The following is a 14,085-nucleotide window of genomic DNA, read 5'->3' as shown; positions in this document are numbered from 1 at the left end:
ATTCACGGCCACACGCTGATTCCAGCGGCGACCGACCGACGCCAGATGGCATGTGCCTGTTGGATGGTTTGCTCGAACGGCTGAGATGTGTCCAACGCACTCGCGGTGTCCCAGCCGTTGTGTTCGCGCGCCAGCGCTGCCGCGATTTCCGGCGTCACCTCGGAGTTACCTGGTCGGCGGGTCAGTATTCTCGTGGCAGCGGTCTCGACGCCTGCTACACACATGAGTTCCGCGACAGCCGAGGACATCTCGGACGCGACCAAATAGGCGTAAGCACGTAGATGTGGATCCCGCCAGGTACCGTCGAGGATGACTGAGTAGCCATCGCCGAGAAGCGCGCGGGCCCGATCCAGAGCCACCTCGTAGACCCGCCTGACGTTCCTGGACCGGTACAAGCCCCCATTCAGTATGCCCGCGCCCCCGGTGATGACGCCCGAATCTACTAGCTCTCTACGTACGTCATCGGTCGAGATCAGGTGCGCTCCTACCGTTTCGGCGAGTGCATGCGCGACGGTCGACTTGCCGGTTCCTGGATTCCCACCGACCAGCGCCATGCGGACGCTACCGTGTTCTAGATGCCGAACGGCAATGGCCAGGTGCCGGCCCGCGTCTCTGGCGGCCTCGGCGTTGCCTTGTGACTGCCGAATGCAGTCCACCTTGGCTCTCACCACGGCGCGATACGCGATGTAGAAGTCCCACAACGATGTCGGCGCCCTGTCACCCGAGTGGACGATGTAGCGTTGGACGAAATAGTCACCAAGGTCTTTGCGGCCCATGAACTCCAGATCCATTGCCAAAAATGCCGCGTCGTCGATGCGGTCGATATGGCGCAGCTTGTCGTCGAATTCCAGGCAGTCGAGCAACGCCGGCTTGCCTTCAGCCCAAAATATGTCGTCGGCGAGCAGATCGCCATGGCCGTCGACGATGCATCCTTCTTCGACTCGACGGGCGAACAACGGGGCCCGACCCGAAACGAATTCAGCAGCAAGGCGCTGAACGCGCGCCAACGGCTTAAAGGATATCTCTGAAAACGGCTTGCCCACAGAGCTGTTCAGTTCCGATAAGTTCTGGCGCCAGCGCCCATCAACCGCGGACAACTTGCCCTCGGCGCTGATCTCGAGGCTCCGCTCGGCGCGGGCGTGGAATCGAGCCAGCACGTCAGCGATGGTGTCCAGCACGTCGCGGGCCGCGTCGTCGGGGCCGCGAGTTATCAAGGAGGTCAGCCGGTCCTCTTCGCGGTAGCGCCGCATGACGACGATCGGTTCGGCCGGTCCTCCGCAGGGATCAGTGAGATGCGCAATGCCAAGATAGCTTTCAGGCGACAGCCGGCCGTTGAGCTCGATCTCTCGCAGGCATGCACGTTCGCGCAGCTCGGTTGTGCGGAAATCCAGGAAGTGGGTCGCGATCGGCTTCTTTGCCTTGAAGGCGCGATCCCCGGCGAGCACCACCATGCCGGTGTGGGTTTCGCGGACATCGATGTAGGGCGATGCGACTGCCGCCGGCGCTTGGCTAGGCCGGTCAGCGGCAATCGTAACGTTCATGACTCTACATTCCTGTCGACGAGGATTCGTTGGGGCTCTAGGAGTGACGCGCCACAATCACCGGCGGGTGGATCGCGTGAACGACCAGGTTGCTCACCGAACTCAGCTTCGCTTCCGCCGACTTCGACTGCTCGATCAGCTGGCGGCCCGGCCGGTCTCTGACGACGATCCCGCAGCGCTTCTCGAATGCCGTCATTTCGCCCTCCATCCGTCATGGAAGACGCTATTGCCTGCGCGGTCGTCGATCATGAGGCTTTAGTCCTCATCTGGGTGGCCGATAGATGGCCGTGCGACGATCACCGGCATCCGGACCCCATGCAGGACCGCATTGCTGACCGAACCCAACAACGCGCCGGCCAAGCCACCTCGGCCGTGGCTGCCGACGACGACCAGCTGGGCAGACTCCGACTGCTCGATCAGCTGCCGAGCAGGTTGGTCGCACACGACAAGTCGATGCACCGTTACGTCGGGGTAGCGTTCTTGCCAACCGGCAAGGCGTTCGGCCAGGATCTCCTCGGCCTGAGCCCGCACCGCGGGCCACTCCGGCTTTGGAAGTTCGAACACTCCGACGTCGCTCCACGCATGCAAAGCCGTCAGTTCGACGCCGCGCCGGGACGCTTCGTCGAAAGCAATCGCCGTCGCCAGCTCCGACGCCGCAGAGCCGTCGACGCCCACCAGCACAGGTGCGTCAAGCGGGTTCGGCATCGACAGATCTTCGTCACGGATGACCGCGACCGGGCACCTCGCGCTGCGCACCACGCCCGAGCTGACCGAGCCCAGGAACGTCCGGGCCAGTGCTCCGCGCCCGTTACTGCCCACGACGACCATCTCTGCCTCGCCGGACAATTCGACCAGCGCAGCAACCGGCGACGTAAACATCAGCTCTGTAGCGATATCGATGCGGCCATGGATTTTTGAGGCATCTTCGGCGATCTTCTCCGCCTCTTCGAGGATGCGACGTCCATAGTCTTCCTGCCATATCGGAGTATCTGCGGTGAGAGGCATTGGCGGCCACACCGGCGCGGCCAGGTTCACCATGTGGACCAAGGTCAAACCGACACCACGCAACGTCGCGTCCCGCGCACCCCAGCAGACCGCGAAATCCGACGCGGGCGATCCGTCGACTCCGACGACGATTCCGTAACGCTTCGCGGACGCTGACATGGTTTCTCCTTCGCTTCATCGAGAACGATATGGTCCAAACACTGATCGGTCATGAGACTTTCGTCCCCAACTGCGTGGACGAGAGACCCTCAACCGGCGAATAAGCGTGACCCGGAACGGTTGCCGCAAAGTCATCGAACTGGTCCCCCACGTTGCCTGGGGACAATAGCGACAAAAACGGGCCGAAGGGCCCTGCCGAGAATCAGTTAAGGCTCATAACATCGCCGATGAAGCGGGGTTTCCCGCCAGCGTTGGTTCGATCGGAGAATGCAATGAATCGTCCGCAATCATCGCAGCGGGTCGTCGTGGGTATCGACGGCTCTGATGCCGCCATCAATGCGGCCAGATGGGCGGTGACCGAGGCGATCAGCCGAGACGTTCCGCTGCGTCTGGTTCATGCGATCCCCGAACGGGAGTCCGATGGCACCGCACGCGATGACAGCCTCGATATCGAATACGGCGAAACAGCGCTGCGCGCCGCCTGCGCCGCGGTCAATGCGCTGGGTAAGCAGGTCAAGGTCGAAACCGACCTGGTGCGCGGATCGATCGGGAACGCGTTGATCGACGAATCCGCCCACGCGGCAATGGTTTGCCTGGGCTCGATCGGGATCGGGCGGGTCGCCCGCAGAGTACTCGGCTCGACGGCTGCGACCGTCGCCGAGAATGCGCATTGCCCGGTGGCGATCATCCGTCACAACCGCGACGGCGAAGACGTCGGCTCGGGATGGGTTGCCGTCGTCGTCGACGACAAACCCGACAACGACGCTGTGCTCGAGCACGGTTTCCGGGAAGCGCGCCTACGCGACGCACCGGTGTTGGCGATGGGAGTCTGGCGTTGGGGGCTAGGTGAAATCCCGTATTCTCAATTGGATCAGCGCCTCAGCGCGTGGGTGTCTGAGTATCGTGAGGTGCACGTCCTTCCGGCTGCCGCGCGAAGCGGAGCCGCTGAATTCCTCGCCAGCACAACCGAACCCGTACAACTAGCGGTGGTGGACAGCTCGGACGCCGACAAGATCGCCAGTATGGTGGGTCCGGTCAACCCACATTTCGGACACGCCGGATGCTCGGTGCTCGTCGTGCGCCCGTGACAAGTCGATCGTCAGTGCGGGTCTAACCCGCCCTCACGTACGGGCATCGCAGCCACCAACGGTGTGTCCACACCGAGCGGACCAACGTTGGCAGCGCCGCCCGGGCAGCCAAGTGGCGCAGTATGACCCGGGAGCGGAAGGCTGAAGAAGAAGGCGTTGTCGTCCCGGTGCTGTGACTGGTCGGCGGGCAGATCTCCCTCCCAGTAAATCGCGTCCATGCGGCATGCCGGCTTGCACGCGCCGCAGTCCACGCATTCGTCGGGATTGATATACATCGCCCGGGCGCCCTCGTAAATGCAGTCGACGGGGCACTCCTGAACACAGGATTTATCCAGCACGTCAACGCAGTCGGCACCGATCACATACGTCATAGATCTACGCTAACGAGCCGGTAGCGCACTACGCACTCGACCGATGGCCTCGACATCGAGGACCAAAGACCCTCCCCGAACGCGTCTAGTTGCCCCGGACGACAATCACCGGAACGGTTGCCGATTGCGCGACATGGGAACTGACCGAGCCGAGCAGCATGCCGGCAAAGCCCCCACGCCCGTGGCTTCCGACCACCACCAGCTGCGCGTGCTTCGACTCCTCTAACAGCCATCGAGAGGGCAGATCACAGCAGATGACTCGCTTCACGTGCACATCCGGATACTGTTCTTGCCAACCGGCGAGGCGTTCGGCAAGTATTTCCTCCCCGTTGGCCTCGCTATCCCTCCAGTCCATGCCGAGCATCGGAAACACCCCGACGTCGCTCCACGCATGCAGCGCCACCAAACCAACCCCTCTACGCGAGGCCTCGTCAAAAGCCAACGCGGTCGCCGCTTCCGAGGCCGGTGAACCGTCGATGCCGACGAGGACGGGAGCGCTGCGATCAGGAGCCGGGTCACCATCGGAATGAATGACCGCGACCGGGCAATGGGCGTAGTGGACCAGCGACGTGGTGATCGAGCCCAGCAGTAGCCGCCCCAACGCGCCAAGGCCCTGGCTGCCCGCCACGATCATCCGGGCATCCTTGGATGCCTCAATCAGTGCGGGTGCGACGTTGGAATAGACCATCTCAGAACGTATTTCGGGTGGCTCGGATTTGCCCAGGCTGGCGCTGAGCGTTTTTTGGGCCTGATCGATGACGTGCTGTCCGGTTTCTTTCTGCCAGCCGGGCATTTCGTCGTACAGTCGGCCCACCGGGAAGCCGACAACGATCGGCGCAACGGCATGCATCAGCGTGATAGCGGTGTGGCGCATTCCCGCCTCGCGGGCCGCCCAGGCCACCGCAGCGTCGGATGCCTCCGATCCGTCGACGCAGACCAATATTCCGTGTTTCTTTGTGGTTTCCGACATTTCGTTCTCCTAGCTACGAGATCGCTTGCGCACCCGATGGCAACTCGTCGAGGTCATCTGGTAACTCGACTTCGACGTGGTGAATCGCTCCGTAATACGTTGGGTTACAACGCCAGCCAAGGCCGAACAGCACGGTGAGCATGAGATGATTCTCGCTCAAAATATCGGCTGTGAATCGTTTAATTCCGTGAGCACGCGCGACATGCGCGAGATGCTTGAGTAAGGCTGTTCCCACGCCGAGCGAGTGATCGTCGTGGGCGACTGCGATTGCGATTTCGGCAACTTCGGGATCATCGCGGACGGCGACGTAGTGTGCCACACCGATCAACCGGTCGATGTCGAATGCGCCGAGCGAGTATCGATCTTGGGAAGGCTCGGTAATAGTTTGGACGAGGTGCTCGAGATCGATCTGGTTCAGCGTGAAGAAACGGTAGTAGCGCTCGAACTCGGTGAGATGCTGATGAAGCGCCAATGTCGCATCGGCGTCTTGAGCGGTGAGGCGGCGCAGCGACACCAGCCGTCCGTCGAGCAGTCGAGCAGTGGCGGAGTATTCCGCCAACTGATGACTCATGAGCCCTCCTGAAGGCCGCCATGGACATGCGTGCCCGGCTTTGACACGACGTTATTTGCGGTCCGCTCCGTTCGGCAGGGCCGTTAGACTCCACTGTGGCGCCATTGGTCCACGAGTCCCTGGGCGTCAGGGACGTCGCCGGGTATTAGTGATCGGTCAAGGGGGCGGTCCAGCAGACTCGGGTACCGCCACCGGGCGCGTTGCTGATGTCGCAGCGACCGCCGACCTGCTCGGCGCGGTAGAGCATATTCGCCAGGCCGCTGCGGCGGGGATTGTCAACGGGTATGCCACAACCGTTGTCGACGATCTCAACCGTCAGCATGTCTCCGACATGGACCTCGATCGTGAGACGTGAAGCACCGGAGTGGCGAACCGCGTTGCTGATGGCTTCGGCGGTCACTGCCTCCGCGTGGTCGGCGAGATCGCCGCCGATCGCGGTCATCGGTCCGTGCATCCGCACCGTCGTGACGATGTCGCGGCCCTCGGTGAGGTCGGCAACCGCTCGTTGAATGCGATTTCGAAATCCACCGCCATTTCCGGACGGCGACTTCAGCTGGAAGATGGTCGTGCGGATCTCCTCGATGATCGTTTGGAGATCGTCGAGGGTGCGGTTCAGCCGGTCGGCAACCTCGGTTGAACGCACCCTGGCCACCGTGCCCTGTAGGTCCATCCCCGCGGCGAATAGCCGTTGGATGACATGGTCGTGCAAGTCGTGGGCAATGCGCTCTCGCTCGGCCACCAGCGTCAGTTGCCGCGTGTTCTCGCGACCCGCCGCCAGCATCAGCGCTATCGCGGCGTGTGTTGCGAAATCGCTTACCAGGTCCAGGTAGGTGTCATCGAACGGTTGTCGCTCCGAGCCGCGGGCGACGACAATCACCCCGGCGACCTGGTCCTGGGCGCGCAGCGGCATTAAGATTGCGCTTCGCTGTCCTACGTCGGTGAATGCCTGGATCGGGTAACTCAGGGCTTCGGTGATCAGTGGTTCACCGGAGCGGAACACCGCGCCGCTGGTGGAAGCATCCACCGGAATCCGTTGGCCGATAACCTCTGAGGCGTTCAATCCTACCGCTGCGGAGATGACCAGCGTGTCAATTTCGTCTATCGGCAAATCGTCATCGTCCGGAACAAGCACGATCGCCTGTTCGGCTTCGGTTAGCGCATAAGCCTTTTCGGCGATTATTTGCAGCGGAGTCCGGCTGGGTCCGACGGTAGACAGAAGCGCGGTGGTGATTTCGCGGCTTGCCTCCATCCACTTCGCCGCCGTGCGCTCACGCTCAAAGAGTCGCGCATTGTCGATGGCGACCGCAGCCGCGAATGCCAGTGCGCGAGCTGCCATTTCGTCGGATTCGGAGAATAGGCAACCCGGCTCGTCGTGGGTGAGATAGAGGTTGCCGAATATTTTTCCGCGGATGGTGATCGGCACGCCAAGGAAGGCTTGCATCGCAGGATGGTGCTCGGGGAACCCAACCGCGGCCGGGTGCCGTGTCAGGTCATCCAAACGCAGAGCCGGCGTGTCGAACAGCGACAGGCTGAGAACTCCCTTGCCAACCGGCAGATGGCCGATTCGTCGCGCATGGTCGACATCGATTCCTTCGTGAACAAACGAGATCAACATTCCATCGCGGTCACGTATCGCCAGGGCGCCGTACGGCGCAGAGGTCAGCTTCCGAGCCGCGACGACGATGCGACGCAGGGTTGCATCGAGATCGTCGAGATCGGAGCCGATCTCGACGATCACCTCAAGCAGCCGCTCCATCTGATCGCGCGATGCCAGCAACTCGTCGAGTTGCTGGTGCATCCTGCTGAGCAGCCCACGCTGGCCGAGTCCGGCAAACGCCGAGCCACCATCGTCGCTGGCCATTCGCCTGACACCTCCGGCAATTCAGCCCCCCCGGGCAGCCACGTGTTGTCCAAAGAGCCAACACAACGCGAGCAACACGAAGAGGCCGTGGCCCAGCTTAGTCGTATCGGGATGGCAACCCAACAAGTCGACGCTGCCTCACCCGTGCGGGCCAGTCTAGCTGCGGTAACGCGCCTGCAGGTTACGTACTCGTGGTCGGCCGCGTGGGTCGTTGGTCCAGCCTCGAGGCGAATACTGCTGCCTGGGTCCGCCGCTCCATGCCGAGCTTGGCCAGCAGCCGGGATACGTAGTTCTTCACCGTCTTCTCGGCCAGGAACATTCGCGCGGCGATCTGCCGGTTGGTCAATCCCTCGCTGAGCAGCCCGAGCAGGGTTCGCTCGCGGTCGGTCAATCCCGACAGCGGATCCTTCTGCTCGGCGTTGCCCCTCAGCTTCGCCATCAAGGCGGCGGCCGCCCGGTTGTCGAGCAGTGACTTCCCGGCGCCGACGTCCTTGATTGCCTGCGCCAATTCCATGCCCCTGATGTCTTTGACGACATAACCGCTGGCGCCGGCCAGGATCGCCTCGAGCATCGCCTCGTCAGAGGTGAACGAAGTCAACATCAGGCAGCGCAACTCAGGAAGGTCAGACAGCAGGTCGCGGCACAATTCGATGCCGTTGCCGTCCGGAAGGCGCACGTCGAGCACCGCGACGTCGGGTTGCAACGCGGGTATGCGGACCAGCGCTTCTGACACGGAGCCCGCATCGCCGATGACCTCGAGCTCGGGGTCCGCTGCCAACAGGTCGGCAAGTCCGCGACGAACGACTTCGTGGTCGTCGACCAGGAATACCTTTACCATTGCGAGTCCTTCCTGCCCCTGCCCTCAATATCGCACATGATCGATAATCGCCAAGGTTCACGCGCAGTTCAAATGCCAGGGTATTGAGCTGGCATTCTTTGCGGAGGGGCCTTTAGACCCCTGGTAAGGCAGCCATTCGTCCCGGGCGAGGCTCATGCCTCAGTCGCAGAGCGTGACATCGCAAGGCTCGGGCGAGAGCGCAAACAGCTTCTCGATATCCGCTCGATCACAGACAGCCGTGCCGGGCGTCATCAGCATCGCCGCGACCATCGCGTCTCCCGCCCCGACGCCACTTCCACCACGCATAGGAATCGCCGAAAACCGTTGATTCGCAGAGGGTGTCACAAGAAGCGCGCCATGCGATCCCAATGACATCAATACGACCATATCCGTTGACTCATCGTTACAACCCGGACGGGTATGTTTCCGGTGTTTCGCCGGCGATCCACAGACTCGTCGGCTCCAGCGGTTCGAGTGCCCGAGTCCGGTCGATATGGATCATCGCGTCGAACTGGTCCGCGGGCCGGACATGGAAGTAATGACTTTGCCGCTCCGTTTCCGGCCGATAGATCACCCCGATGGCGCGGCCCAACCGAACGACGCTGAGCGGATCGGCGGCTTCCGGGCGCAGGTCTGCCGACACCAGGAAGGAGCTTCGACCCGTCTCGTGTAGCAGTTCTTCGATGCTGCCGTTCAGCGCGGGCCGCACAGCTTTGCGTTCCGCGATTCCGCCCCAATCGCTCGCGGCGGTCACGGTGCCTGCGTACGTACTGAATCCGATCAGGCGTGACTCATCGCCATATCGCTGCCGGACCAGTTGCCCCAGCGTGAGTTGTCCTTCAGAGAACACCTCGGTGGCCCGCGCGTCGCCCACATGAGAGTTGTGCGCCCACACCACTATTCGACCAGGTGGAGCGCCGTCGTGACGGTCCAGGTGCCTCAACAGCGCGTCGAGCGTCTCGGCCATGTGCTTGTCGCGCAGGTTCCACGAGTTCACCCGACCGCTGAACATCGCACGGTAGTACTCCTCGGCGTTGCGTACCGTGTGTGCATTTTGCTGGGCGTAGAAAAGCTCGTCCTCGGCAAGCAGTCCGCCCCGGCGCGCATAGGACAAGGCGTTGCGCTGAATGTCAACCAGCTGTTCGACCGCTTCGCTTTCGCACGACGGACCGGCCCCGAACGCCGCCGCGAAGCCGTAGGCCTGACCATCATCCGCCGAAGCATGATCGAAGCATGCGTAACGATTTCGGGCTCGCATCGCCGCCTTCGGGTCGACTCTATCCAGGTAGGTCACCACTTCCTGGATGGACCGATGCAGGCTGTAGAGGTCAAGTCCGTAAAAGCCGGCTTGCCGCTGACGCCCTGACTCGCACTGCTGGTTGCGTACGCGCAGCCAATCGACGAAGTCACGAACGACCGTGTTGCGCCACATCCAGGCCGGAAATCGTTCGAACCCGAGCAACGCTGCGTCGGCCGTCTCGTCCACGCCGAGACCCCGCACGTACCGATTCACCCGATAGGCATCGGGCCAGTCGGCCTCGGCGGCTACGGCACAGAATCCCTTCTCCTCGATCAGCCATTTCGTGATGGTTGCCCGAGCCTCGTAAAACTCGTGCGTCCCATGCGAACTCTCGCCGATCAACACGATTCGAGCGTCACCTATCAACTCCTCCAGCGTCGCGCGCGGCGGAACACCCGATGGAGCATCGATGGCCACGCTGCTGAGCACCTCGGCGGCCGTCAGCACCTGTGCCGACGTTGTCGTTTGATCCGTCGTCGCAGTGGCGAGCAGCTGGTGAACCTCGTCGTCCGTGACCTGCCGAAAATCCCAGAACGACTCCCCCACCGCGAGGAATGGGGTGGGCATACTCGCGCAGACCACATCGTCGACCAGGCCCGCGAATTCCCGGCAGGTAGATTCCGGGGCCGCCGGCACCGCGATTACGAGCTGAGCGGGCTCAGATTCGCGGAGCGCTTGTACCGCCGCGAACATGCTTGCGCCGGTGGCTAACCCGTCGTCGACGAGGATGACCGTCTTGCCGGTCACGTCGAGGGGCGGGCGTCCGCCGCGATATGCGGCCTCACGGCGGACCAGCTCGCGGCCTTCACGCTCGGCGACGGCACGCAATTGTCCCGGCGAGATCTGCAAGGCCCGAATCACGTCGTCGTTGACCACTACTCGGCCACCGCTTGCCAACGCCCCGACCGCGAATTCTTCATGCCCGGGAGCGCCGAGCTTTCGCACGATAAAGGCGTCCAACGGTGCGTGCAGCGCTGCCGCCACCTCCCATGCCACCGGCAGCCCGCCCCTGGCCAGCCCCAGGACGACGACGTTGGGTTGGTCGCGGTAGGCGCTCAAGAGGTTTGCCAGCACCCGGCCTGCCTCGCGACGGTCGCGGAACACCCGGCGCGGCGAGCGCCGGGTGATATCAGCTGCTCTAGTCATCACACCGGTGTCAGTTCGCGGATTGCACCGTGACGCGGCGTTCGGTTGCCTTCGGCTCCAAAACCGCCATCGAAACCGTCAAGATGCCCTTGTCGTAGGTGGCTTGGATGTTGTCTTCGTCAGCGCCCGCCGGCAACGACACGGTCCGAACGAACGACCCGTAAGAGAACTCCGAGCGTCCATCAAAATCCTTCTTCTCGGTGCGCTCGGCCTTGATGCTCAATTGGCCCTCGCGCACTGTGATGTCGATGTCCTTGGCCGGGTCGACCCCCGGCAGCTCCGCGCGCACGATGTAGCGGCCGTCCTTCATCTCGTCCTCCAGCCGCATCACGCGGGTGTCGAAGGCGGGGCGCAATCCGGCCATCGTGGGAAGGCCTGCGAACAGTTCTGATAGGTCAGGGAAGATCGACGCGGGGTGGCGCCGAACGGCAAGAGTGTTCATCGCTGTCTCCTAGATTGCGAGGATTACTGGTGATGTCTATCCGACCAGTCGGCCGAAATGCGGGAAAGAGGCTGAAGTCCCAAAGGTCGTAGGTCGTTTGTCAGCGCTCCTGCTGGAGGCGTTCGCTGCGACGAGCGTGCTTAGCGGCCAGGCCGCTGGAAACCGACCACAAGCAAGGACAAGTCGCTTTCCCGCAGAGCTTCAGCGCCGGGAGTGCCGAGCAATTGCTCGACTGCCGGGGTCGGGGCGGCGCCGACTACGACCAACTGAATGGCTTCGGCATGCGCAGCAAGGTAGTCGACGAGGGACACTTGCAGAACAACCGTGTCGATGTCGACCTCGGGGTAGTTGTCCGTACAACGCTTCAGATGCGAGTCACCGGATCGCGGCGGCGTTGCTACCAGCACCCGCAGTGGGACGCCGCGATGTCGGGCCTCGTGAATCGCCAGCTCCAGAACATCTGTGCCTTCCGGCGATTCGTCTACGTACGCCACGATCAAGCGGGCGCCGGTGTCGCGAGGATCTCCCCGGACGATAGCCACCGAACAGTGGCTCGATTGTGCGAGTTCTTTCGCAGTCGAACCCAGCCAGACGTTCGGGCGCATCGAGGCCCCGGTGTCTCCGACACACAGCAACGTCGTGGATCGCGAAGCAGCGATGAGTGCCGCCACCGGCCCGCCGTCGACGATCTCCGTTTCGACCTTGACCGGCTTGCCGATCTGTTCAACCGCGTCGTATGCGTCGCGGACGACCTGCTCCGCCGCGGCCACGGCCAGTCGCGCTTGCCGCGGACTGGCATTGTCGTCGCTCTTGGTGTAGAGCAGACGCAGCGGAATGTCGGTCCCGGCGACTTCATCGACCGCCCACCGAGCGGCCCGGATCGCGGCTGCCGAACCGTCCACCCCAACGACGACGGACTTCGGTGGGTACCGATCAAACATGAGAACTCCTGGCGACCAATAGCGTTTCGAGATGCTATTCAGGACGCTACGGCGTCGTGACCTGGCAGATCAGAGGCGTTGGTCCTCATCTGTGGATCCGTTCGGCGGACGAGGGTTGACGCAACTCTTGGGACTTCGGGCCCTACCCGCGGACGCAGCGAGCTGATCGGATTGCGCCATTGCGATGTCCGCTCTCACTCGGGCACGCCAGCACATGGACGGTGCGGAGACGATATGGAGATGGTTATGCAAGTTACTGCGCCACAGCACTATTCGCTCTCATATCGCGGGAAGGATTAACAGAGATGGTGACGATCCTCGACCACGTCCGGGTCTTCAACAAGCGTCTACTCAATCCACTGATGCTGCATCTGGCCGGGCGAAAGCACTAGTATGCGTCGGTGATTGAGCACACCGGCCGGCGTTCCGGCGCGCACTATGCGACTCCGGTAGCCACGGAACGGGTGTCGGACGGGTTCATCGTTCCGCTGCCCTATGGGGTCGACGTCGATTGGCTCCGGAATGTCCTTGCCGCCGGGCACGCGACCATCCGGGCTGATGGGCAAAGCTATCGAGTGGTCGAACCCGAAATCATCTCCGCCGCATCGGCAACCCCCCAGCTTCGGCCCGAGCGGCGACGCACCTACGACCTGTTCAGAATACAGAATTACCTCAAGGTGAAGTCCGAACAGACCTAAACCCGCTACACGCCAAGACTTTTCCGATGCGAGGTCATCCCCTAGCCACGAATCTCCAACACCTCGTGTACCGGTTTGCGCGGCGTCGGTTCGGGAGCCAGCTCGCCTTCCGGTTCGATGCCGACTCTGATCAACACCTGCGGTACCGCGGCGAGACCGGTCGCGAGGTCGCGGATCATGTCCCGGCTGGCTTCCAGCTCCGTGACGTGGGTGACGGGACAGGTGGCCAGTCCGGCCATCGTGCACTCCAGCAGGATCGCCGAAAGCGCCTCGCCACAGTTGAGGGCATCGACACGAGTGTCGCCAAGCGTGGACAACATGAGAATCTTCGCTAGGTCGTAAGTGCCCGCTGAGCTCCGCTCGTTCGACGGATCAACCGGGAACCGGCGGTTCACGTCGACCCTCCGATCGTCGGACTCCGACGGCAGCGCACTTTCCGGTATTCCTTCCGATCCTTCCGCCAGCCCTGTCCACCAACGCAACTCGGCGTGATACAGGTCGTCATAACGACGTAAGGCTTCGGTGAGTCGGGCCGCCTCGGCGAGGCGCGGTCGCACCTCCGCGGGCAGTACGTCCAGACTGACCAAGTCATTGTTGAACGAGCTGCGCAGCACGGGCTCGAACGACGCCCAGTGCTTGGGCGGACCAAACGGTAATCGGTTGGTCCGGCGACGCAGTATCGCGTTCGCGCGGTCACGCCGCGACTGTGCTACGTAGTCGACCGGCGCAAAATCGACGGTTGCCAAGTGGTCGAGATCGCTCGGGTTGGGGAACTGATCGACCTTCGTCGCCCACCCGCCGGCGGCCATCGCAGTGCGAAAGTGATCGAGCGCAGCGCCGCAGCTGATAATCGCTTCGCGACCGGAACTGTCGGCTGCACGTACTTTTTGCTCGGGATCAACGAACAGATCGACACTGTTGCGGTGGGCAATCCAGTGCCAAGGCTGGCTGTTGTGCAGCGAGGGTGCATGGCAGGCCAGCTCGACTGCCGTCGTGATCACCTTCGTATCGGCCAGCGTTTCCGCCATCGTCGCCGCCCTTCGTCCGTTATGGCTAAGACTCGTGCCCGCCGACGCCTGACGCCAGAGTCCTTGGTCCCCGACGGTGGGTCATCCGACCTTCGTGAGACCGGTGGCGCGCGCTCGCCCGTCGAC

The 14,085-nt window shown here is 62.8% G+C and carries 14 protein-coding genes and 1 pseudogene; 2 read left to right on the top strand and 13 right to left on the bottom strand.

What is annotated here, in order from left to right:
• Positions 1–2 precede the first annotated feature (2 nt).
• The 3 genes from SKC41_RS23420 to SKC41_RS23410 are packed head-to-tail and all read right to left on the bottom strand — an operon-like array spanning position 3 to position 2,705.
• Complete coding sequence (locus tag SKC41_RS23420; RefSeq protein WP_330980041.1) at positions 3–1,541, bottom strand: bifunctional aminoglycoside phosphotransferase/ATP-binding protein; 1,539 nt, start codon at positions 1,539–1,541, stop codon at positions 3–5.
• 37 nt (positions 1,542–1,578) lie between these two features.
• Positions 1,579–1,737 (bottom strand): hypothetical protein, encoded by a 159-nt coding sequence (locus tag SKC41_RS23415; RefSeq protein WP_330980040.1) that lies wholly within the window; start codon positions 1,735–1,737, stop codon positions 1,579–1,581.
• Positions 1,738–1,796: 59 nt separating this feature from the next.
• Complete coding sequence (locus SKC41_RS23410; protein WP_330980039.1) at positions 1,797–2,705, bottom strand: universal stress protein; 909 nt, start codon at positions 2,703–2,705, stop codon at positions 1,797–1,799.
• Positions 2,706–2,977: 272 nt separating this feature from the next.
• Between SKC41_RS23410 and SKC41_RS23405 the strand changes: the two genes are divergently transcribed.
• Positions 2,978–3,793, top strand: a complete 816-nt coding sequence (locus SKC41_RS23405; RefSeq protein ID WP_330980038.1) for a universal stress protein — start codon at positions 2,978–2,980, stop codon at positions 3,791–3,793.
• Positions 3,794–3,804: 11 nt separating this feature from the next.
• Here SKC41_RS23405 and fdxA read toward each other — a convergent pair whose 3' ends face one another.
• The 9 genes and pseudogenes from fdxA to SKC41_RS23360 form a co-directional block, all read right to left on the bottom strand.
• The gene (gene fdxA / locus SKC41_RS23400; protein WP_330980037.1) at positions 3,805–4,164 is read right to left on the bottom strand and encodes a ferredoxin; all 360 of its coding nucleotides are present in this window, start codon (positions 4,162–4,164) and stop codon (positions 3,805–3,807) included.
• An 85-nt stretch (positions 4,165–4,249) separates the two neighbouring features.
• On the bottom strand, positions 4,250–5,134 hold the full coding sequence (locus SKC41_RS23395; protein WP_330980036.1) for a universal stress protein: 885 nt from the start codon (positions 5,132–5,134) through the stop codon (positions 4,250–4,252).
• 13 nt (positions 5,135–5,147) lie between these two features.
• Positions 5,148–5,705, bottom strand: a complete 558-nt coding sequence (locus SKC41_RS23390) for a GNAT family N-acetyltransferase (RefSeq protein WP_330980035.1) — start codon at positions 5,703–5,705, stop codon at positions 5,148–5,150.
• A gap of 145 nt (positions 5,706–5,850) precedes the next feature.
• Positions 5,851–7,503, bottom strand: a complete 1,653-nt coding sequence (locus SKC41_RS23385) for a GAF domain-containing sensor histidine kinase (RefSeq protein ID WP_330980108.1) — start codon at positions 7,501–7,503, stop codon at positions 5,851–5,853.
• Positions 7,504–7,747: 244 nt separating this feature from the next.
• Complete coding sequence (dosR, locus tag SKC41_RS23380) at positions 7,748–8,404, bottom strand: hypoxia response regulator transcription factor DosR/DevR (RefSeq protein ID WP_330980034.1); 657 nt, start codon at positions 8,402–8,404, stop codon at positions 7,748–7,750.
• A gap of 159 nt (positions 8,405–8,563) precedes the next feature.
• Positions 8,564–8,806 (bottom strand): annotated as a pseudogene (locus SKC41_RS23375) (PfkB family carbohydrate kinase); the annotation flags it as partial.
• A gap of 1 nt (position 8,807) precedes the next feature.
• Positions 8,808–10,850, bottom strand: a complete 2,043-nt coding sequence (locus SKC41_RS23370) for an erythromycin esterase family protein (RefSeq protein ID WP_330980033.1) — start codon at positions 10,848–10,850, stop codon at positions 8,808–8,810.
• Positions 10,851–10,860: 10 nt separating this feature from the next.
• Entirely contained in the window at positions 10,861–11,292 is a 432-nt protein-coding gene (locus SKC41_RS23365) for an Hsp20/alpha crystallin family protein (protein WP_090602893.1), read from the bottom strand.
• 140 nt (positions 11,293–11,432) lie between these two features.
• Positions 11,433–12,233 (bottom strand): universal stress protein, encoded by an 801-nt coding sequence (locus SKC41_RS23360; protein WP_330980032.1) that lies wholly within the window; start codon positions 12,231–12,233, stop codon positions 11,433–11,435.
• Positions 12,234–12,634: 401 nt separating this feature from the next.
• Here SKC41_RS23360 and SKC41_RS23355 point away from each other — a divergent pair, with 401 nt between their 5' ends.
• Positions 12,635–12,931 carry a nitroreductase family deazaflavin-dependent oxidoreductase gene (locus SKC41_RS23355; RefSeq protein WP_330980031.1) on the top strand — a complete coding sequence of 99 codons (297 nt, stop codon included), beginning with the start codon at positions 12,635–12,637 and terminating at the stop codon, positions 12,929–12,931.
• A gap of 41 nt (positions 12,932–12,972) precedes the next feature.
• On the opposite strand, the gene SKC41_RS23350 is transcribed toward SKC41_RS23355, so the two are convergent.
• Complete coding sequence (locus SKC41_RS23350; RefSeq protein WP_330980030.1) at positions 12,973–13,959, bottom strand: Acg family FMN-binding oxidoreductase; 987 nt, start codon at positions 13,957–13,959, stop codon at positions 12,973–12,975.
• Positions 13,960–14,085 lie beyond the last annotated feature (126 nt).

Origin of the sequence: Mycobacterium sp. 050128 (assembly GCF_036409155.1) — a bacterium.
Taxonomy (GTDB): domain Bacteria; phylum Actinomycetota; class Actinomycetes; order Mycobacteriales; family Mycobacteriaceae; genus Mycobacterium.
Note: the sequence above shows the minus strand (reverse complement) of the source record. Positions and strands in the feature narration are given on the sequence as shown.